Origin of the sequence: Paenibacillus filicis (assembly GCF_038070315.1) — a bacterium.
Lineage (GTDB): Bacteria > Bacillota > Bacilli > Paenibacillales > NBRC-103111 > Paenibacillus_G > Paenibacillus_G filicis.
On record NZ_JBBPCC010000026.1, the window covers coordinates 97,252 to 116,612 of the forward strand.

Sequence of the window (19,361 nt, forward strand, 5' to 3'; positions counted from 1 at the left end):
GGCGGCTGATCGCTTTCGCCAAAATCGACCTTAGATTAAAAGGAGAGATATACATGAAAACCGTGCAGCTAAAAAAGACTCCTATTCCGGCTGTTGCTCTAGGTACCTGGTCTTGGGGAACCGGCGCCAACGGAGGGGACGCCGTTTTTGGGAATGCCCTGATGGCCGAGGATCTACAGCCCATATTTAATGCGGCAATGAATGCTGGATTGAATCTTTGGGACACAGCCGCGGTTTACGGAATGGGAGCTTCGGAAGCGATTCTAGGAACATTCATTAACGGGAGAGATGACGTCCTGATCTCAACGAAATTTACACCCCGTAGCGATCAGTCAGACGATGCTGTTGAGGAATCTTTCGCAGGGAGCCTGCAGCGCATGGATAAGGATCATGTCGATATCTATTGGATCCACAATCCGAAGGACGTTCAGCGTTGGACCTCCAAACTGATCCCGTTGATGAAAAGTGGAAAAATCAAATACGCAGGCGTATCCAATCATAATTTGGAAGAAATTAAACTCGCGGTGGACATTTTGGCTCAGGAAGGGCTGCAGCTCTCAGCCGTTCAAAATCATTACAGCCTGCTCTATCGTTCATCAGAGGAAGCAGGGATCATTGATTATTGTAAAGCCAATGATTTGCTCTTCTTCTCCTATATGGTCTTGGAGCAAGGGGCACTAACTGGAAAGTACCATGCCAAAAATCCTTTTAAGGCGGGGACCCGAAGAGGAGACGCTTTTGATGAAGAAGTACTTGCCAAACTTGATAAACTTATAGAGTTCATGAGAGAACTCGGCTTACGGCATCAAGTCGAACCTGCAGAAATTGCTATTGCATGGGCAATCGCCAAAGGAACGGTACCGATTATTGGGGTGACGAAATCATCGCATGTCACCAGCGCTCTTTCTGCCATGGAAATCAAGTTGACCCATAATGAAATCACAGATTTGGAACGAGCCGCGAAGTCGACCGATGTGGAAATTCGAGGTGCATGGGAAAATAGCATGATCTAAATCATGATCCATAATTGTATCATTTTGGTCTTTCTTGGGATGGATAATACCATTACCGACAGGAGAAAATTTTAATTACAAATGTGAAAAAAGCGAATTAGAATTAACTACTTTGATAAATACAAAAGGAGTGCATACTCATGACAAAAGTATATGATCAAACAACGACAGGACTTCTATTGGTTGACCCGTATAATGATTTTTTGTCAGAGGAAGGTAAGCTTTATCCTCGTACGAAAGAAGTATCGGAATCCGTTAACATGATCAAACATTTAAAAGAGACCGTTGAAGCTGCTCGTAAAGCCGGCATTCGTGTTTTTTATGTGCCTCATCACAGATCTGAGCTAACGGATTTTGATTCTTGGCTGCATCCGACGCCTTATCAGCTTAAAGCAAAGCAAGGCCAGGTGTTTGCTAAAGACTCGTGGGGAGGGGAATTCCATCCTGATTTTCAGCCTCAACAAGGCGATGTGATTATCAAAGAGCATTGGGGTAGCAGTGGATTCGCGAACACGGATCTGGATCATCAGTTGAAGATGCACGGCCTACAAAAAATAATCGTTGTCGGTATGCTAGCCAATACATGTATCGAAGCGACCGCAAGATTCGGCATGGAGCTCGGCTACAATGTGACGCTTGTCAAAGATGCGACATCTGCTTTTACCAAAGAAGCGCTGCATGCGGCACATGAAATTAATGGTCCTACATTTGCCCATGCCATACTAACAACAGAAGAACTTCTTGCCAAGCTATAACCAAAGTGCAGGCATAGATAAGGAAGTGTATCAACATGAATGACAAAGTTGTAATGCCGGTATGGACTTTCGGATTGTTCATTGTGTTAATGAACACGACGATGTTTAATGTCTCTATTCCGAGCATTATTGGGGATATTGGCGTTTCGGCCTCCCTTGGTTCATGGATTATTTCAAGTTACTCCATTGGCTATGCCTTATCGACCATGATTTATAGCCGGCTTTCTGACGTACTGCCGATCCGAAGATTATTGACGGTTGGACTAGTCATATTAGGTCTAGCATCTGTCTTCGGCATCTTTGTTACGAATTTTCAAGCCCTATTGTTCGCTAGAATTGCGCAATCTGCTGGGGCAGGTGTGACGGCGGGACTTGGTCTTGTTATCGCCAGCCGGTATATTCCTTATGAAAGACGAGGCCGAGCAATCTCCATGATTTCGGCTGGAGCTGCCATGGCATTCGGTATGGGTCCGATTGTCGGAGGGCTGATCACCGAATATATGGGCTGGAACGGGTTATTCGGATTCACGAGTCTTGTGCTTGTACTTCTTCCGGTTTTACTGCGGCTGCTTCCCAAGGAGCAGCCAAAGCCATTCCGGTTTGATATTCTGGGTGCCGTTCTGACTGTTGTCAACGCTGTGACAATCCTGACTGCTGTCACACAGCGATCATTCTTATGGCTGGCAGTCGGAATCCTATCGGTCGCTGCTCATATCTGGCATCTAAGTCGAAAAAATGAATCTTTCATCAATCCGAAGCTCTTTGCAGAACCGAAGTATAGGAAACTCCTACTTGTCGGATTCAGTATTCTGATGCTGAATCTTGGGAATTTGTTTATCATGCCACTGGTACTTGCCAATCTATTCAAGGATTCACCACTGATCATTGGCCTAGTCATTGCCCCTGGAGCTATTTTTTCTGCCTTTCTAACGCGCTTTGTCGGTCGTTGGATTGATCGATATGGGAATATCCGTGTTCTTATTATAGGACATGTCGTTTTAGCCTTGGTTTTGATTGTATTTTGGGCGAATCTTGATATATCCCCGGCTGTAATATTGATTGGGTACTTATTCTTCTCGCCTGCCGCTTCTGCATCGTTAGCATCATTAAATAATGAAACCTCTCGCATTTTGCCATCCAATTTGATTGGTTCTGGTATGGGGTTCATGCAGCTCATTCAGTTTTTCGGCGGTTCGTTTTCTGTTGCATTTTGCGGCATGCTGCTCGACTATCAAAAAAAAGGTTCACTTGTCCATGCTTATGAAACTGTGTATGCCGTCTTGATAGCAGTAAGTATTTGCTCGCTAATCTTACTGTTCCGGTATTTGCTGTCGAATCGCCAAACCGCTTCCTTGCGTGACAATGAGGCAAGAAGCACTTAAAAATGTCAAACAAATTATAAATGATTACTCGAGCACGGGACTCTTTGTTCCGTGCTCGAGTTCAATTTTCTCATACTTGCACAAACGTCGAAAATATGGCCGCCTCTTCTTCTTTTTTCTTGAATAAACCCGGGTAAGTAACCTCATAATAACGAAGACCTAAAATGAAATGAGGAGGCTATTCGATGTCCGGGATACGCCAAGATCTTACGCTAACGCAATCTGTTTGTAGCCATGTTATCGACGTTCCTATTGAGAAAGTCGACATTGGGAAGTGGATATTTTCACTTTCAGATGCTGAGTATCAACGATGCTGTCCGCCTGACCATATTGCAGTAGGCACCACCAAAACGGATGACGGTCGTCCAATGTCCATCAACGTAGAGACAATTGGCACCAGTTTGGCGGTACAGCATTATGTAGGAGAGGTCGTCAATCATCATTTTTGCCGGATGGTCTCTACCTCCGATATTTTCCTTGCAAACGGAAGAACTCAAATGCAAGTCATATGGGAGCTTAGCGTAAAGTCCATCAACGACAATAAAACGGAATTTACTAATTCTGTAAAATCTCATCCTACTGAGGAGTTTTTGAAAATCATCGAGAGCCAGGGACTTACGTTCGAACAGGTCGCGAAGGACCGACAAAAAGTCGTAGAGGATCACAATGGACGCGAAACGCCGCTTTTTGCGGAAAGCATCGCACGTGCTGCGCAAGGTTAATTGCAGTCGATAGTCTGGTTCTTCCGATTTGAGGCACCCCGTAGAATAGACATTGGAAAACCTCTGGTTTAATCCGATGAGATTCTAGGGTGTTTTTTTATGGCGATATATACGTGAAGACGTATATGATAGTTTCACTCCAACTGGCAGGTAAGTCCGTATTTTAAGCATTTGAACCACTAGAACGATGAGGATATGAGGAACCTAAGTCACAGGTATACTGCTAGACCTTCAAGCTGCGGAAAACAGATAGCGGTGTTCTGTTCCTGGTTTCTTTAAAGTAAATGGCAGGAAATTTTTTTCATTTGAACTGATTATGCGAGAAGAAGTGGCCAGTTTATTTGATGTTACAAGATTCAATGAAGCTATTATATATGATACGAATCATCCCTGGCAGACTATCCTAGCTGTGCTTGCAAAGCAAGATGGGGAAATTGTTGGTGTGGCAGGAGCAAGCAAAACTGTGCAAAATTGTGGCAAATTGGCATAGAAGTAATACCCAAATATCGTAATTTGGGATTGGCTAGTTATCTTGTAAACAGGTTATCTTTTGAAATATGGGGACATGGAGAGATACCGAGTTATGACGTAATCGCCAGTAACATTGCTTCACAGAGAGTAGCTCACCGATTAGGGTATTTTCCCGCATGGGTGTCTGATTGGCGATGCAATTTCGAAGGACTTGAACAGTAATTGTATCTCAAGAAGCTTTAGACGCTTGAACGGCTGCTGCGGAGCAGCCGTTATTACTTTAAGGGCAGGATAAGCTTGAACGGCAACTTCACATCTTGAATTAAACGAAAGGCTTTAAAATTCACGATTGTGATAAAATTGAAGGGGAAATAATCTGAATGCGTTATTTAAATGGATTAGGAGATGACGAATGATAAATATCAGTATTCTTAGAGGACTATCCTATTCAGGTGCAGTTCAGTTGCTTCTCGGTGAAGGGTATCTGGAAGAAACGATAATTGAGCAAACGAGCGATGAATGCGATGTGTTATTTCATTACCCATTTACCCTATATGACGATAATAACAGAAAAATTGATCAAATCATTTGGGTCGAGTATTGTGTAAAAGTCGCTGAAGATGAGTACGTGGATCTAAGAAGCTTTTGGTCTAGGTAATATTATGAGTGACACCTGATTCATTAAGCTAATGGAGACGATACTTGAACGGCTGCTGCAGAGCAGCCGTTATTACGTTACGGGCAGGATTCTGGAGTAATGGATCAAATTTAGTATCAATTTAATATGCCTTTTTTCTTTCGTATTTTCCCCCTTGCATGTGACGTAAGGTTATCCCTTACTCTTGGTTACAGTACACGAATTAAAAGGGGGAACGTACAATGCCTCAACGCAAAAAAATAATGGTGATTTTCGGAACCCGTCCAGAAGCAACCAAAATGGGACCAGTAGTCCAAGAGCTTAGAAATCATCCCGAGTGGTTTGAAACGAAGGTGATTGTGACAGGACAACAAAAGGAGCAGCTCTATCAAGCACTTTCTCATTTTGATATCCAACCCGATGTCGACCTGACCCTTATGAAAGAACAACAAACGCTTGCCTATATTACATCTGCAGCCATTTCAGGCTTAGATTCAATTATTTCCGAAGAAAGGCCAGATCTAATATTAATACACGGGGATACTCAAACCACATTATGTGGCGGTTTGGTCGCCTTCTTCCATAAAATAAAGGTCGGTCATATAGAGGCAGGATTACGTTCACACAACAAGCACTCTCCTTGGCCGGAAGAAATAAACAGAAAACTCGTGGACGTGGTTACCGATTTTTTGTTTGCCCCCACAATGATTAGTAGAGATAACCTGCTTAAAGAAGGCTTCAGGGAGAGCAGTGTATTTGTATCAGGTCAAACGGCTATTGATACCGCAATAAAAACGAATCGTTCAGATTATACGTTTACCGAAGGTAAATTAACTCAGATTATAAATCAAAAGGGCAAAGTCATAACAATGACAGTCCATCGGAAAGAAAATTATGGTGCTCCCATGCTCCAAATGTTTCGTGCCATACGACGTATTGCCGATGATCATCCAGATATTTCAATTATTTACCCAGTTCATTTGAGCCCAATCGTTCGAGAGACGGCCTTCAAAACCCTATCGGGGCATGAAAGAATTCATTTACTTGATCCGATAAATTATCCTGACATGATTAATTTGATATCCCGTTCCTATCTACTATTAAGTGATTCCGGAGGGGTGCAGGAAGAAGCTCCTGTATTTCATAAACCACTTGTTCTAATGCGTGATACGACTGAACGCCCCGAGGCTGTTTCTACTAAGGCTGTTTATCTCGCAGGGACGAAAGAAGAGGACATCTATGCGGTAACAAAGAGGCTTCTTACGGATAAAAGTTTTTATAACACCATGCAAAATGCCGTAAATCCTTTTGGTGATGGGGAAGCTTCGAGACGTATTGTACAATATATTGCTCATCATTTTGGGTTTATTTCTGAGGTTCCCGAACAATTTAATGCCTGATATACCGGAGGAAATGGAATGCAATTACAAGGTGAATGGATGACCGCGGGACATTTTGCGGACAAGGCGGGTGTAACTAAACGGACCGTACAGTTTTACGATAAGGTAGGGCTTCTAAGTCCAAGTTATAGGACGAGTACTGGGCATCGATATTACACGAAGCAGGATTTGGCGAGACTTCAAAGAATTTTGACCCTAAAGTACATCGGTTTGACCATAGACGAGATCAGAACAATTATACACCGCGACGGGCACGAAGAGGACTTGAAGGAATCCTTAAGAGTTCAGAGTACAATTATTGGTCAGAAAATGGAGCATCTCCGTCTCGTCCAAAAAACAGTTAAGGAGACCCTTTCGCTACTGGAAAGCTTGGAACACAAGGAGCAGGAAAGTCAGGGGTCCCATGTTGAATTCTGTGAAAGTAGTCCGGCATGGGAGCTATTCGCTTCCATCATCCGAGTTGTTAACCAGGAGTATGAGAGCGCGTTCAACCTGCAGACGAGGATCCGATTGCATGACGACTTCAGTGTAAATCCTTACAGATGGCATCAGTGGCTATTTGATCAAATGATTATACCGGAGTCTAGCAAGATCCTTGAGCTGGGTTGTGGGGACGGAACTTTGTGGAAACGGAATGCCGATAGGATACCAGAAGGATGGGACGTTACGCTAACGGATCTTTCCGAGGGGATGTTAAACGATGCTAGGGAGGGTCTAGAACACTACGTTCCTGCTAATCGATTTCGGTTCGCGTCGGCAGACGCACGTTCGATTCCTTTTCCAGATGCAAGTTTTGATGTGATTTTGGCTAATCATATGCTCTATCATGTAACCGAACGCCACCAGTCCTTGAAGGAAATTCGACGTGTTCTGAAGCCTGGAGGCATGCTGTTCTCATCCACGATGGGGAAGCACCATATGGTTGAAGTAAAAGGATTTCTAAGCGAATTGAATCCAAATTATGATTTTGGACGTCAGGATTTTGCCTGCGAGTTTGGGTTAGAGAATGGGGAAGATCAGCTAGAAGCTGCAGGTTTCATGGATATTCGTTTGGAACGATATGAGGATGCACTTAGGGTAACGAATTCTAAGCCACTAATCGATTACATACGAACAACTCCTGGAGGCCGCGAGAATTTAACGGACAGCCGCCTGTCTCAACTAGAGAACTTGCTAAATGAACAGATACGTGCTGTGGGCGCCATTCATTTTACTAAGGAGGTCGGGTTATTCGTCGCTTTTCGTAAATAACTCAGTTATTCTCTCAGAGAAGGGACTGGCGACCTTACTTAACTGTCGACAGGGTAGAGTCATGGTACTGATCACGATACTTGAACGGCTGCTGCGGAGCAGCCGTTATTACGTTAACAGGCAGATTGGGTCAATAGGAAAACATTTACATAATAATGAGAAATTGATAACATAGGTGAAGAGACATTAGCCCTAAATTACTACATTTGAAAGAAAAATCCGTTTGGAAGAGAAGTTTATTGAAGGTATTGAATACACGGAAGTTCCAGTTTCGGATCTTGAAATGGCTTATATCTTCCCACTCATATTGCGAGGAGTGAGGTTCATGCAGAACAATCAAATCGAGATCGTTACTCTTGAAGAGAAGCATTTTGTCGGAGTCCCCGTGACTAATGTTTTCCAAAGGGTTGAGCCGGAAAGCATTAAAGAAGCAAATCAAGTATTTCTTGCTAGAAAGAGCGAGATTAAAGAGATTATGAATCCGCACGTATATGTATGTCCTCATTTTGCGAACGATGTACTTTTCACTTACATCTATTGTATGGAAGTAACAGGAATTGAGGGTGTTCCGAAAGGTATGATCGGATTCAGTGTACCAAGTCAACGTTATGCGAAGGTAAGATCAATCGATCAAGATCCTTATGCGCTAATTAAATCTTTTTTAAAAGAAAAAGGTTTGGATAATAATCCAAGATCGCTTGCACTTGAAGTATTCAGATTTGGAGAAGAACAACACTTTAATAACGCCGATATTTTTGTGCCGATACTTTGAGAAGCGTGAGGAGCTTTAAATTCCCTCGGGGCACTATAGCTTAACAATCACCAATTCGAGGCTACCGACATGAAACGGCAGACTCCCAGCACTCAAAAAAGAAGAGATAACCTTATGTATTGGTATTTTATACAATTGAGTTACCCATCGCTGGAAGGATGACTTAAACAGATGAACACTAATTTTACAAAACGCTTGTGTTCACAGATCCGGATATTAAGAAAGAACTATGGTCTAACACAAGAACAGCTTGCAGAACGGTTGGGCGTTTCGTATCAGGCTGTAAGTAAGTGGGAAAATGGACAATCATGCCCGGATATTGCATTAGTACCATTGATCCGGAAGTTTTTGGTGTATCAATTGATGAACTTTTGGGAGGAGAATGGTTTTGGCAAACTTGTACTCAGGTTTGATAGCTGAGTATTTATTTCAAGGGGATGCCCAGGACAGCAGTGGGAAAGAGCATCATGGCACTGTTGCTGGAGCTACACTGTGTAAGGGTCGATTTGGCATTCCCAACCGTGCTTATATGTTTGACGGGAAGGATGATTACATTGTCATAGAAAAAGCACCTCAATAACGGGCAGCATTGTTCAATCAATTCGCGAATAATTTCATTAAGGAGAAAGTAATGAAAGCAACCATCATCGAAAAGCCGTCCATGACATTAATCGGTTTAGCGGCTAATGTAACTCTCCATGATGTGCAACAGAATCGGACAACGCTTAATCTATCGGCAAATTTGATGGAAAGAAGAGCTGAAGTCAAACGTTGCATGAACGAAAGAGAAGTATTTGGTTTAAGTACGGACCCTGAAGATTATAATCCCGAAACGGACCTTTTTGAATTTTTTATTGGAGTTGAAGTTTCTTCGACCGAGGACATTCCGGATGAAATGGTCGTTAGAGAGATCCCAGCCAATACTTATGTTTTATTTACATTCAATGGTTCTTTCGAAAATGCAGGTGCCGTACATGCTTATTTATACTCTACGTGGTTAAAAGAAAGCGGATATGAACTCGCTGGGCTATATAATATCGAAATCTACGATGAAAGAAATCATGGTCCCGAGTCTGTAGAGTCCGTTACGGATATTTGCTTTCCCGTTCGCAAGAAGTAATGGCATTTCGCAAATGTGGATTAAGCTAACGAAGAACGCTAGTGTGGCGGCTCCAAAAATGGGTAGAGTTCAGATCTTCTCTGAGACTCTATCCATTTTTATTTTCTCCAATAAAATGTCCAACATTGTATTAAATCACTTATTATTATTGGTTAAATTGAACTTCTTCTCACTTTTAATAAAAGAACATCGGCTCCCTTTTTGCTTATTCATATTTCATGTAATCATCCATCGAAGCTGAATTACAACATAGATTAGCATGGCAGATTAAAAGGACCTTCCAGAAGCCATATTCGCTTAGCGGCTCTCTCATTTACACGATCTTAACTTGCCCTTCAACGTCTTTTGACCTATATTAATGACAAATGTTAACTAGAGGAACAAATGTAAAAGGAACAACAAAGACAACATTGAGGTGAGTACATGCAGGTCAAGATTTTAGGTTATTGGGGAGGGTATCCTTCTGCGGGCGGAGCGACTGCAGGCTACTTAGTAACAACCGATGAAGGGCAGATCTTGCTGGACTGCGGAAGCGGCGTCATGAGCAGGCTCTCCACCCACACCAGTGTGGAGAAGCTATCAGGGGTGATTTTGTCGCACTTGCATCACGATCACATGGCGGATATCGGGCCCCTGCAATACGCGGCAGTCGGAGCGCTTCGCAACAAGCGGATGCACGAGAAGCTGAAGCTGTTCGTGCCTGAAGAACCGGCGGACATGCTGGAGAAGCTGTATGGCCCACATTCGGAGATCACGACGATCCACCCCGCACTCAAAATCCGCTTGGCGGGAGCAGACATCGAGTTCGTCCCCGTAGAGCATACGATTTCCTGCTTCGCCGTGAAGATTATGTATCAAGGCAAGGTGCTCGTTTACTCCGGCGATACCTCGTACTGTGAATCGCTTGTGGAATTGGCCAAAGACGCTGACATTTTCCTGTGCGAAGCCACGATCTGTGAAGGCAGCAACCATACGACTGGACTTGGCCATATGGATGCGACCCAGGCGGCGACCATTGCCGAGAAGGCAAACGTCAAGAAGCTCGTGCTTGTGCATCTGCCCAGCGACGGCAACTTCGAATTGATGAAGCAAACGGCAAGCTCCGTCTTCGGCGGTCAGGTCTTCCTACCTCATACTTCAGATATGTATGCCTTATGAGTAGGCATGTTGAAAATGGAGAGGAAACCATGTATCGATTACTCGCTTTGGATATGGACGGCACTTTGCTGAATCGCAAGAAAATGATTACCCCTGAGGTGCACCAAGCTCTTCGACATTTGATCCGAGAGGGAGTGAACGTAACGATCGCTTCGGGACGCTTCCCCGCTTCGGTCTGGCTTCACGGTCAGCATGTTGGCATGAACGGTCCACTCGTCGCCTTCAATGGTGCAGCCATTCTTGATGCTAACAGCGGAGAGCTGCTGCACGGAACTCCGATTCCGCCGGAGGCCGCTCACCGGATCGCTCTTCTAGCGGCAGACAAGGGGGTGTATGTCCATTTCTACGGCTACCGAACCTTATTTGTAGAAGAAATCAATTCCATGAATGCAAGCTGGCCACTGGCCAATGTCGTCGTCGATCCCGACAAGCCGCTAACCTATGCGAATTATCAAGAGCAGGCAGATCGGATTCTGGTTAAGCCTGTCGGTTCACTGGCCGCCTTTACGAACCATGCTTCCGAGCCGTTATACAAGTCTACCGTCATTAGCGATGATCCTGTTCGGTTAAGCGAAATGTATGAAGAGCTTCAGGCATCGAAGCAGTTCGCATTAACGAAAACCGGGCAACGCCGCTTCGATATAAATGCTCAGGGCGTCAGCAAACGAACCGCTCTGGAGCTGCTGTGCCGAATTCATGGCATTCAGCCTTTCGAGGTCGTGGCCATGGGTGATTACGATAATGATGCGGACATGCTCCAGTGGGCCGGGCTCGGCATCGCGATGGGGAACAGCAGCGACGAGATCAAGCAAGTAGCGAAGGCCGTGACAACGAGCAATGAAGAAAACGGTGTAGCAGCAGCAATCGAGCTATACTTTTCGAATATCACAAAACCAAACATAGGGAGAGAATCATCTTGTTAAAAAAAGGTCCAGTACTCATGAGTTTGACAGCATTATTCTTATTCAGCGGTTGCGGCACAAACGGACAACCTGCAGCTAATCAAGGCGCGCAGCCTGCTGCTCAGCAACCTGCCAAACAAGAAGCGCCTAAGCAAGAAACAATATCCGGCAAGCTTTCTTTCTATACCTCCCAGCCGGAAGAGGATATCACCAAGCTTGTAGCTGCCTTCAACAAGAAGTACCCGGATGTGAAAGTCGAGAGCTTCCGTTCCGGTACGGAAGAGGTAACCGCCAAGATTCAAGCCGAGAACCAAGCAGGCAAAATTCAAGCGGACGTGCTGCTGCTCGCGGACTCTGTGACCTTCGAAGGACTGAAGAAGCAAAGCCTGCTCGCCTCCTATAAATCGCCTGAGCTTGCGAAAATCCCGAAAGACCTCGTCGACCCCGACGGCACTTACACGGGTACCAAAGTCATGGCAACGGTATTGGCCGTCAACACGCAAAAGGTGAAAACCATACCGACTTCGTGGAAAGCCCTGAATGCAGCGGAAAGCAAAGACAGCAGCATCATGCCAAGCCCGCTGTACTCCGGCGCTGCTGCTTACAATGTTGGTGTATTTACCCGTACGGACGGATTCGGCTGGGACTATTTCAACGGACTGAAAGCGAACAATATGTCCGTGGTGAAAGGCAACGGGGCTGTACTGAACGCCGTAGCCAGCGGGGAGAAATCGTACGGCATGGTGGTTGATTACCTCGTAGCGCGTGAGAAAGCGAAGGGCTCCCCGGTAGAACTGATCTATCCATCCGAAGGCGTACCTGTCATCACCGAGCCGATCGGGATATTGAAAAATACAGCCAATGAGAAAGCAGCGAAAGCTTTTGTCGATTTCCTGCTCTCCGAAGACGGACAAAAGCTCGCTTCCAGCATCGGCTATACACCGATCCGTGAAGGTATTGAAGCGCCTAAAGGACTGAAGAGCGTCTCTGAATTCAAGGTTCTTTCCTCGGATATTTCCAAACTGGCAGAAGCTCGCGATGCAGATAAAAAGCAATTCACCGAATTGTTCGGAAAATAAGAAGCGGAGCGTACAGACAGATGATCGATTCCAAAGATCTTAAGCTTGCAGAGGAGGGGCAAGGGGGCAACCCCTCCCTCCATTCCTTTCCCAATCCGTTTGTGAAGCGGTTGTTGCTCGGAGCCGCCATTGTCGTCTTAATCGTGTTCTTCTTTACGCCTATTGTAAGACTGATGTACTTAAGCGTTGAAGGTAGCCACGGACTCACATTCGCACATTATGCGGACATGCTGAAGCAAAGTCGCCTGTGGAAGACGCTAACAGACACATTCATCATCGTCGTCGGCTCCTCCCTGGTCTCCATTGCACTTGGTGTGCTCGCCGCTTGGCTGATGGCCTATTCGGATATCAAGCACAAGAAAATACTCCATATGGCGATTCTGATTTCTTTTATTTTGCCCTCCTACGTGCTGACCTTATCGTGGTCTTCCTTTATGGGTACGCAAGGCTTGGCAGCTCAGGTGCTGCACCTGTTTAACCCTCATGCAAAGCCCTGGAGCATGTACAGTTACGGCGGCATTATTTTCGTCATGGGCATTCATCATTTCCCACTCGTCTACATGTTCACGGTCGATGTATTGAAGAAAATTCCGCGCGATCTGGAATGGGCTACCCGAGCCAGCGGCGCCGGCAAATGGAAAACGTTCCGACTTATCACTCTTCCCTTGGCATTACCTGGCCTGACAGCAGGAGCCTTGCTCGTATTTCTGGCCTCTCTGGATAACTTTGGAATTCCGGCTTTCCTGGGTATTCCGAAGAACATTTCCGTGCTTAGTACCTTGATCTATGAGGAAATTATCGGATTTGGCCCTACTGCCTTCTCACGTGGAGCTGCATTATCCGTCATGCTTGGGATCATCGCCATCCTGGGTACCCTGCTGCAGTGGATTATCGTTCGAAAAATCAAAGCTTCAGATACCGTTATCGTGGATAACAGTCCGCGCTATTCACTTGGCAAGCATCGGACATGGGTGACGGGGGCCATTTGGGCGTTCCTCGCACTTATCACGGCTGTTCCGCTGATTTCGATGGTTGCCATTTCGTTGAAAAAGGCGTACGGGCTTCCTTTCCAGTGGGCGAATTTGACGTTTTCTAACTATACATATATTTTGCTTGAGAATTCGAAGGTGTGGCAATCGATTCAGAACAGTCTGTTGCTTTCGGTCACAACGCTGGCGATCTGCCTGGTGCTTGGTTCCCTGCTGGCCTATGTTCGGGTGCGGAAACCCTCGTTGCTGACCAAATCAGCGGAGCTTGCCGTAGCTCTTCCCTATACACTGCCGGGTATTGTGTTCGCGCTATCGATGATATTCATGTGGATGGAGCCGATTCCAGGCTGGAACCCGGGCATCTACGGCTCGATTCGCATCCTGTTTATCGCTTATGTATGCCGTTTTCTTATCCTTCAAGTACGGGCGGCAATCACGGCCTTTACTCAAGTTGATCCATCGATGGAAGAAGCGGCGCATATTTTCGGAGCTGGCTTGTGGAGAAAATGGGTAACCATCCTTCTGCCGCTGCTGCTGCCGGGGCTGCTTAGCGGCGCATTCCTCGTCTTCCTGACGGCGTTCACTGAGCTTACGGTGTCTGCTCTCTTGTGGTCGACCGGCTCGCAAACGATCGGCGTCACGATCTTCAGTTTTGAACAAGCGGGAAGTACGCTGTATTCTACGGCCTTATCCAGCTTAATCGTTCTCTTGATCATCGTAGGGATGGGAGTGCTGGCACTTTTCCAGAAATCCTCATCGAATAAAGGAGTCCAGCGGCTATGAGTATTCAGTGCATCAATATCAGCAAAAAATTTGGAAGCTTTCAAGCCTTAAAATCGTTGAATTTATCGATTGCCCAAGGCGAATTTGTGGCCATCCTGGGGCCCTCCGGCTGCGGCAAAACGACCCTGCTGCGCATGCTCGCCGGATTCGAGCAGCCGACAACAGGGGAGATTCGCATGAACGAAACCACCGTAGCGAGGCCTGGCTTTAGCCTCCCGCCGGAGAAGCGGAGAATCGGCATGGTGTTTCAGGCGTTTGCCCTTTGGCCGCATATGAATGTATCCGAGCATGTCCGCTTTCCCATTCGTCATCATAGGGAAACTCCCTCCTATATCCGGGATAAGGAGCAAGAGCGTATGGCAAGCGTGCTCCAGATGGTAGGCTTATCTGGGCACAGCACACGCATGCCGCATGAGCTGTCCGGCGGACAAAAACAACGTGTGGCCATTGCACGCGCCATCGCTGCCGAGCCGTCCTTGCTTCTCATGGATGAGCCTCTCAGCAGTCTCGATGCTATGCTGCGTATGGATATGCGCCGGGAGATTCAGTCGATCCACCGGCAGACCGGAACAGCAATCGTCTACGTCACGCATGACCAAGGCGAAGCGCTGGCCATGGCCGATCGCATTGTCGTTATGAAGGATGGACATATCGAACAAATCGATTCACCGCAGAACATTTATCTGCATCCGCAAACCGAATTCGTCGCCAAGTTTGTATCCAAAGCGAATCTCATCCGGGGACGCTGGCATCACGATCACTTTGCTCCGATAAGCTCAGACGGCACCGTACAATGGAAGGGCGACGGAGTCGCGGCTTATTTCAAGGAAAACGGTATGTACCCGGTAAGACCGGATCAATTCCGGCTTAGCGCTCCGGGCCAGTCGGGGATTCAAGGCAAAGTGACGAACGTTCAGTTTCAGGGAAAGGAATTTCATTACCATATCCTAACGGAAGATGGACAATGTGAACTCAGCTCACCCGAGCATTTTCGACTCAATGATCAGGTTACCCTGACATTGCCAGCGAGCGAACAGCTATAGATTAATGACGGTATCCGAGGTGTTTACATGACGCTTGACAGAAGAATGATTTTTTTCGACATCGATGGTACTCTGCTTGACCACAATAAAAAGCTGCCGACTTCCACCAAAGAGTCGATTCTAGCCCTGAAAGAAGCGGGCCACGAGGTCGCCTTCGCCACAGGTCGTTCTCCGTTCATGCTTAAGCCTTTGCAAGACGAGCTCAGTATTGATTCCTTCGTCGGCTTTAACGGGCAGTATGTGATGCATCATGGCAAGCTGCTTTATGCCAACCCAATCCCCACGGATGTGCTGCACGCCCTCTCTCAATATGCGTTTCACGGCGAACATCCCCTCGTATACCTCGACCATGAGGGCATGAGATGCAGCAGCAGCTACCATTCCTATGTGGAAGAAGGCATCGGCTCTTTGCGCTATGCGCACCCCGAGTACGATCCGAACTATTATGTAGGCCGGGACATTTACCAGGCGATGCTATTTTGTAAGGAAGAAGAAGAGCCTGCCTATATCAAGAGGTTCGATAAGCTGGATTTCGTCCGCTGGCACAACATTTCTACAGATGTGCTGCCCCGTGGAGGCTCCAAGGCACAGGGCATCGAGCGACTCATTGACAAGCTCGGCTTTGCTAAAGAAGAGGTGTATGCTTTCGGAGATAACCTTAACGATATGGAGATGTTCCAGTATGTAGGCCACAGTGTAGCCATGGGCAATTCCCCCGAATCCGTAAAAAAAGCCGCCCGCTACGTCACCAAGGACGTTAGCCATGACGGCATTGCTTACGGGCTGGAACTCGTAGGCCTGCTTTGAATAGAAATCCCTCTGAACGCAGGCCCCTACAGGGCAAGTCGTTACGTTCAGAGGGCTTTGGGATTTGCTTTTCTTTTGAACGGCCTAGCCTCTTTTCACGTCATACTTTCGGAAATAGCCGCGGATTTCTTTGACCTCTCGGTACACTCGGTATGGCTTGCTGATGACCCGGACCGGAAGAGTCATCAGAAACTGGCTTATATGGTTGCGGTATTCCTCCGTCATACGCGCCGGCTTCGAACGAATACGCTTGTATACCTCATTATAAAGTTCATGCGATAAGTCGATTTGTATGGACAGCTTCAGCCCGCATGTCTGACATTTAATCTCGGAAATCCGGTTATTCAGATAGACGATGATATGACCCTCCTCTTCCTTGCAATGGTTGCAAAAGAGGAAGGTTTCGAGTGTTTTTTCTTTCATGTTGATTCCTCCACATTCAAATGGGCATAAAGGTTCTCGACTTCTTTTAAACGATCCGCAAGACTCGTTGCAGTGAACTCGTCCGTAATCAGCACATTCACGTATTTCCCTTTCAACGCAGCCAGGATGCTATCAACCTTATGCTCACCAACCGCTATCCCAATGACAAGTTTGACGGCCTTCAGTTGCTCCAAATCAATCCCTATAACCTTGTTGTTAATCGGGTGATTGCACGGGACGCCGTCTTGGTCGATAAATCGCGAATTCAAATCCGCTACTGCGTTCGACATTTTCAACTCCTGCAGCACATCTTGGTTCAGATAACCGAACTGCTCCATGGTAGACATCGCCAAGGGATTCCCAATCCCGACAATCGCCAGATCAATCAGTTTGCCTTCCTCCAAGACAGAGGAAATATGCGGCAGCAGGACTAGCTGATCTCGAAGTTCTTCGGTTTCAACCAAGGCTGGTGCATAAAGCGACTCGCATCTGACGCCCATTTTCTTGGCCAGTTCATAGGCAATTTGATTAGAGTGAAACTCCGTCCGATCATTGCCTATGCCGCCAACTAGCGGAACGATCTTGAGATTTTCCTTCTTCTCATAAGGGAATTCCTTCACCATATGAAACAACGTCCGCCCCCAAGATACGCCGATTCGCTCAGCCTGCTTAATTGACTTCAGAACAACATAAGCCGCCGCCTTGCCAACAGCACTATATATCTGCTCCTGATTCAAATCACGGCTGGGTACCACTACCGCCTGCTGTAGGCCAAATACGGTCTCAAGCTCTTTCTCCAGATCGCTTGTCTCCAGCCTATCATCGTGAATCACAATCTCAACAACACCCTCATCGCGTCCCTTTTGCAATAGCTTAGAGACGACAGGACGGGAGATACCGAGCTTCGTGGCTATTTTCTCTTGTGTGCAGGACTCAAAGTAGTACAGCTTAGCTATCTTGACAATCAGCTTTCTCTCTTCCGAATTTAACATGAGCGACCGCCTTACATTTGTTCTATCGTCATACAATTGTAATAACTATATTGAAAATCATTTGGCAGGTCAAGTTAAGAATGCGTTAAGAAGCGTAAATGAAACCGATTGCTTATTTACATAGATGAGTCATGACCATTAGAGCATCCCAGACCTCGCAATAGATTGGAAATTTCATTTATAAGTATGGATAATTCGAATTGTATTCATTATGATAGCCGTATGGGAGCCGAACAGATCCAGGATTATTTCCTGAAGAAGTTCCCGATGAAGGAGGCAGTGTCAATGTCACTGTATGGAAGAAATGAGCCATGCCCTTGTGGGTCTGGAAAGAAGTATAAGAAGTGTTGTATGAGCAAAGAGCAAAATATGTCGGATACTCCTATAACAAATCTGAGAGAAGCGGCTCAGAAAGTCATCGTGACCAACCCAGCAGTTCCTACTCATGATTCTGCAAAGGGTATTAGAGAGCTATGCCTTGCTCAATTAGAGCAAGTGTCTATTTATCTTCGGAGACAACATAAAAAAGATAGTGTAATAGAAACAATTTGTAATGATTTGGTCGAGTTGGCTGATGATCCAGAAAATAAGTTTATATCAGTATGGAAAGATATATTTGAGATGAAGGGATTATCTGATCAGCAAATTGCACTTCAGGTTCCTGGACTTAGAGAGTTGGTTAGAACGGGTGAAAAGCTGTCATCCCAAGAGAGAATCCTATTGAAGCAGCTCATGGAATCAAACTTAGATGAATACCTGATGCTTTCTGACGTAGAAACAATGGATTACGGTGCTATGCTTGTTTTAACTGAATTATGTTATAGCATAATAAAAGCAGGGGTTCCTGAAAACAAGAAAATAGACAGCGTCACCGTTTATGTGGGTTCAGGTCATAGATTAGATAGCTGGAATCTAACCTACGAGCCTAAGTTATTAGTTCTAAATGAGGCTTCAGCGGAGACTGAACACTACATTCATATGGAGTGGATACCTCTTGATGAGTTCGAACATGAGTACGAGAGCTTTGTACATAAGCTTCATGGATTGTCGGAAGAGTCTAAAAAAGCTTTAGCTACAGTTCTTTATCAAGAGAAAAAAATGGAATCAGCACCACAGGATAAGGTTTCTTATACTGGGCTTGTGAACTATTTTACGGGATTAATAGAACAAGAATTTAGAGTGTTAATTTCTCAACACAATGGAGAATCGACTATAAAGAGAAGAATGTGGAAAGAAATCTGTGATTACATTAAAGTCAATGATATTCCGTATATCTCTGATTCAATGATAAATGTTTATGAGAGAATGATGGAGATATATCCAATTCGCAATAAGATTTCCCATGGCGAATTTATTAGTTTGGAAGAGTACCTCTTAGTGAAAAATATCTCTTTAGACATGCAACTATTGGATTTTATTTCATGGGCAAAAATCCATTACGAGGACGTCGCGATAAATTAATCGTGCAGACAATGGATGGATAGTAAGTGTTCAACTCATGAAGCACAATAACTCAATATTGACCTAGAAACAGCGAGACTGTCAATTAAAAAGTGTAACCTTTGAAAGCAGAATCTAGCAAACAGCGAGCCGCAGCTTGACCCGGAGCCTCTGGCGGGCCCGATGCACCCGCGATGGGCGAAGGAGGCTGTGGGCCTTTTT

General features: G+C 45.6%; 22 protein-coding genes. 20 read left to right on the top strand and 2 right to left on the bottom strand.

Annotated elements, in window-relative coordinates; translation table 11 throughout:
* The first annotated feature begins 53 nt into the window (after positions 1 to 53).
* From WMW72_RS29990 to WMW72_RS30075, 19 genes are all read left to right on the top strand, one after another.
* Positions 54 to 1,013 (top strand): aldo/keto reductase, encoded by a 960-nt coding sequence (locus WMW72_RS29990; protein ID WP_341419259.1) that lies wholly within the window; start codon positions 54 to 56, stop codon positions 1,011 to 1,013.
* A 140-nt stretch (positions 1,014 to 1,153) separates the two neighbouring features.
* Positions 1,154 to 1,768, top strand: a complete 615-nt coding sequence (locus WMW72_RS29995) for a cysteine hydrolase family protein (protein WP_341419260.1) — start codon at positions 1,154 to 1,156, stop codon at positions 1,766 to 1,768.
* Between the two features lie 35 nt (positions 1,769 to 1,803).
* The gene (locus WMW72_RS30000; protein WP_341419261.1) at positions 1,804 to 3,150 is read left to right on the top strand and encodes an MFS transporter; all 1,347 of its coding nucleotides are present in this window, start codon (positions 1,804 to 1,806) and stop codon (positions 3,148 to 3,150) included.
* Positions 3,151 to 3,335: 185 nt separating this feature from the next.
* Positions 3,336 to 3,872, top strand: coding sequence for a hypothetical protein (locus WMW72_RS30005; protein WP_341419262.1), 537 nt, complete (start codon positions 3,336 to 3,338; stop codon positions 3,870 to 3,872).
* A gap of 316 nt (positions 3,873 to 4,188) precedes the next feature.
* Complete coding sequence (locus WMW72_RS30010) at positions 4,189 to 4,362, top strand: hypothetical protein (protein WP_341419263.1); 174 nt, start codon at positions 4,189 to 4,191, stop codon at positions 4,360 to 4,362.
* Between the two features lie 29 nt (positions 4,363 to 4,391).
* Positions 4,392 to 4,565: a hypothetical protein gene (locus WMW72_RS35715; RefSeq protein ID WP_423227620.1), complete on the top strand. Its 174-nt coding sequence runs from the start codon at positions 4,392 to 4,394 to the stop codon at positions 4,563 to 4,565.
* 190 nt (positions 4,566 to 4,755) lie between these two features.
* A complete protein-coding gene (locus WMW72_RS30015) occupies positions 4,756 to 5,001 on the top strand; it encodes a hypothetical protein (protein WP_341419264.1) in 246 nt (81 codons plus the stop codon).
* A 221-nt stretch (positions 5,002 to 5,222) separates the two neighbouring features.
* A complete protein-coding gene (gene wecB / locus WMW72_RS30020; RefSeq protein WP_341419265.1) occupies positions 5,223 to 6,380 on the top strand; it encodes a non-hydrolyzing UDP-N-acetylglucosamine 2-epimerase in 1,158 nt (385 codons plus the stop codon).
* Positions 6,381 to 6,398: 18 nt separating this feature from the next.
* On the top strand, positions 6,399 to 7,631 hold the full coding sequence (locus tag WMW72_RS30025) for a MerR family transcriptional regulator (RefSeq protein WP_341419266.1): 1,233 nt from the start codon (positions 6,399 to 6,401) through the stop codon (positions 7,629 to 7,631).
* 325 nt (positions 7,632 to 7,956) lie between these two features.
* Positions 7,957 to 8,403 (top strand): GyrI-like domain-containing protein, encoded by a 447-nt coding sequence (locus WMW72_RS30030; RefSeq protein WP_341419267.1) that lies wholly within the window; start codon positions 7,957 to 7,959, stop codon positions 8,401 to 8,403.
* A 171-nt stretch (positions 8,404 to 8,574) separates the two neighbouring features.
* Positions 8,575 to 8,823 (top strand): helix-turn-helix domain-containing protein, encoded by a 249-nt coding sequence (locus WMW72_RS30035; RefSeq protein WP_341419268.1) that lies wholly within the window; start codon positions 8,575 to 8,577, stop codon positions 8,821 to 8,823.
* Positions 8,792 to 8,983: a hypothetical protein gene (locus WMW72_RS30040; RefSeq protein WP_341419288.1), complete on the top strand. Its 192-nt coding sequence runs from the start codon at positions 8,792 to 8,794 to the stop codon at positions 8,981 to 8,983. The genes WMW72_RS30035 and WMW72_RS30040 overlap by 32 nt, the downstream gene beginning before the upstream one ends.
* A gap of 51 nt (positions 8,984 to 9,034) precedes the next feature.
* The gene (locus tag WMW72_RS30045; protein ID WP_341419269.1) at positions 9,035 to 9,523 is read left to right on the top strand and encodes a GyrI-like domain-containing protein; all 489 of its coding nucleotides are present in this window, start codon (positions 9,035 to 9,037) and stop codon (positions 9,521 to 9,523) included.
* Positions 9,524 to 9,946: 423 nt separating this feature from the next.
* A complete protein-coding gene (locus WMW72_RS30050) occupies positions 9,947 to 10,681 on the top strand; it encodes an MBL fold metallo-hydrolase (protein ID WP_341419270.1) in 735 nt (244 codons plus the stop codon).
* Positions 10,682 to 10,710: 29 nt separating this feature from the next.
* Positions 10,711 to 11,604, top strand: coding sequence for a Cof-type HAD-IIB family hydrolase (locus WMW72_RS30055; RefSeq protein ID WP_341419271.1), 894 nt, complete (start codon positions 10,711 to 10,713; stop codon positions 11,602 to 11,604).
* A gap of 17 nt (positions 11,605 to 11,621) precedes the next feature.
* Entirely contained in the window at positions 11,622 to 12,662 is a 1,041-nt protein-coding gene (locus WMW72_RS30060) for an ABC transporter substrate-binding protein (protein WP_341419272.1), read from the top strand.
* Positions 12,663 to 12,682: 20 nt separating this feature from the next.
* On the top strand, positions 12,683 to 14,434 hold the full coding sequence (locus WMW72_RS30065; RefSeq protein ID WP_341419273.1) for an ABC transporter permease: 1,752 nt from the start codon (positions 12,683 to 12,685) through the stop codon (positions 14,432 to 14,434).
* On the top strand, positions 14,431 to 15,477 hold the full coding sequence (locus WMW72_RS30070; protein ID WP_341419274.1) for an ABC transporter ATP-binding protein: 1,047 nt from the start codon (positions 14,431 to 14,433) through the stop codon (positions 15,475 to 15,477). The genes WMW72_RS30065 and WMW72_RS30070 overlap by 4 nt, the downstream gene beginning before the upstream one ends.
* Positions 15,478 to 15,504: 27 nt before the next feature.
* A complete protein-coding gene (locus tag WMW72_RS30075) occupies positions 15,505 to 16,284 on the top strand; it encodes a Cof-type HAD-IIB family hydrolase (RefSeq protein WP_341419275.1) in 780 nt (259 codons plus the stop codon).
* Between the two features lie 84 nt (positions 16,285 to 16,368).
* Here WMW72_RS30075 and WMW72_RS30080 read toward each other — a convergent pair whose 3' ends face one another.
* Both WMW72_RS30080 and WMW72_RS30085 read right to left on the bottom strand, forming a co-directional pair.
* A complete protein-coding gene (locus tag WMW72_RS30080) occupies positions 16,369 to 16,707 on the bottom strand; it encodes a bh protein (protein ID WP_341419276.1) in 339 nt (112 codons plus the stop codon).
* Positions 16,704 to 17,699 (bottom strand): sugar-binding transcriptional regulator, encoded by a 996-nt coding sequence (locus WMW72_RS30085; protein ID WP_341419277.1) that lies wholly within the window; start codon positions 17,697 to 17,699, stop codon positions 16,704 to 16,706. Before WMW72_RS30085 ends, WMW72_RS30080 begins: the two co-directional genes overlap by 4 nt.
* A gap of 285 nt (positions 17,700 to 17,984) precedes the next feature.
* Between WMW72_RS30085 and WMW72_RS30090 the strand changes: the two genes are divergently transcribed.
* Entirely contained in the window at positions 17,985 to 19,160 is a 1,176-nt protein-coding gene (locus WMW72_RS30090; RefSeq protein ID WP_341419278.1) for an SEC-C metal-binding domain-containing protein, read from the top strand.
* The last annotated feature ends 201 nt before the right edge of the window (positions 19,161 to 19,361 follow it).

Coding starts and splice junctions, on each gene's coding strand:
- wecB (WP_341419265.1), top strand. CDS start 5,223: ATGCCTCAACGCAAAAAAATAATGGTGATTTTCGGAACCCGTCCAGAA.
- WMW72_RS30035 (WP_341419268.1), top strand. CDS start 8,575: ATGAACACTAATTTTACAAAACGCTTGTGTTCACAGATCCGGATATTA.
- WMW72_RS30080 (WP_341419276.1), bottom strand. CDS start 16,707: ATGAAAGAAAAAACACTCGAAACCTTCCTCTTTTGCAACCATTGCAAG.
- WMW72_RS30025 (WP_341419266.1), top strand. CDS start 6,399: ATGCAATTACAAGGTGAATGGATGACCGCGGGACATTTTGCGGACAAG.
- WMW72_RS29995 (WP_341419260.1), top strand. CDS start 1,154: ATGACAAAAGTATATGATCAAACAACGACAGGACTTCTATTGGTTGAC.
- WMW72_RS30075 (WP_341419275.1), top strand. CDS start 15,505: ATGACGCTTGACAGAAGAATGATTTTTTTCGACATCGATGGTACTCTG.
- WMW72_RS30010 (WP_341419263.1), top strand. CDS start 4,189: ATGCGAGAAGAAGTGGCCAGTTTATTTGATGTTACAAGATTCAATGAA.
- WMW72_RS30065 (WP_341419273.1), top strand. CDS start 12,683: ATGATCGATTCCAAAGATCTTAAGCTTGCAGAGGAGGGGCAAGGGGGC.
- WMW72_RS30000 (WP_341419261.1), top strand. CDS start 1,804: ATGAATGACAAAGTTGTAATGCCGGTATGGACTTTCGGATTGTTCATT.
- WMW72_RS30055 (WP_341419271.1), top strand. CDS start 10,711: ATGTATCGATTACTCGCTTTGGATATGGACGGCACTTTGCTGAATCGC.
- WMW72_RS30085 (WP_341419277.1), bottom strand. CDS start 17,699: ATGTTAAATTCGGAAGAGAGAAAGCTGATTGTCAAGATAGCTAAGCTG.
- WMW72_RS30090 (WP_341419278.1), top strand. CDS start 17,985: ATGTCACTGTATGGAAGAAATGAGCCATGCCCTTGTGGGTCTGGAAAG.
- WMW72_RS30045 (WP_341419269.1), top strand. CDS start 9,035: ATGAAAGCAACCATCATCGAAAAGCCGTCCATGACATTAATCGGTTTA.
- WMW72_RS30015 (WP_341419264.1), top strand. CDS start 4,756: ATGATAAATATCAGTATTCTTAGAGGACTATCCTATTCAGGTGCAGTT.
- WMW72_RS30050 (WP_341419270.1), top strand. CDS start 9,947: ATGCAGGTCAAGATTTTAGGTTATTGGGGAGGGTATCCTTCTGCGGGC.
- WMW72_RS30070 (WP_341419274.1), top strand. CDS start 14,431: ATGAGTATTCAGTGCATCAATATCAGCAAAAAATTTGGAAGCTTTCAA.
- WMW72_RS30005 (WP_341419262.1), top strand. CDS start 3,336: ATGTCCGGGATACGCCAAGATCTTACGCTAACGCAATCTGTTTGTAGC.
- WMW72_RS29990 (WP_341419259.1), top strand. CDS start 54: ATGAAAACCGTGCAGCTAAAAAAGACTCCTATTCCGGCTGTTGCTCTA.
- WMW72_RS30060 (WP_341419272.1), top strand. CDS start 11,622: ATGAGTTTGACAGCATTATTCTTATTCAGCGGTTGCGGCACAAACGGA.
- WMW72_RS30030 (WP_341419267.1), top strand. CDS start 7,957: ATGCAGAACAATCAAATCGAGATCGTTACTCTTGAAGAGAAGCATTTT.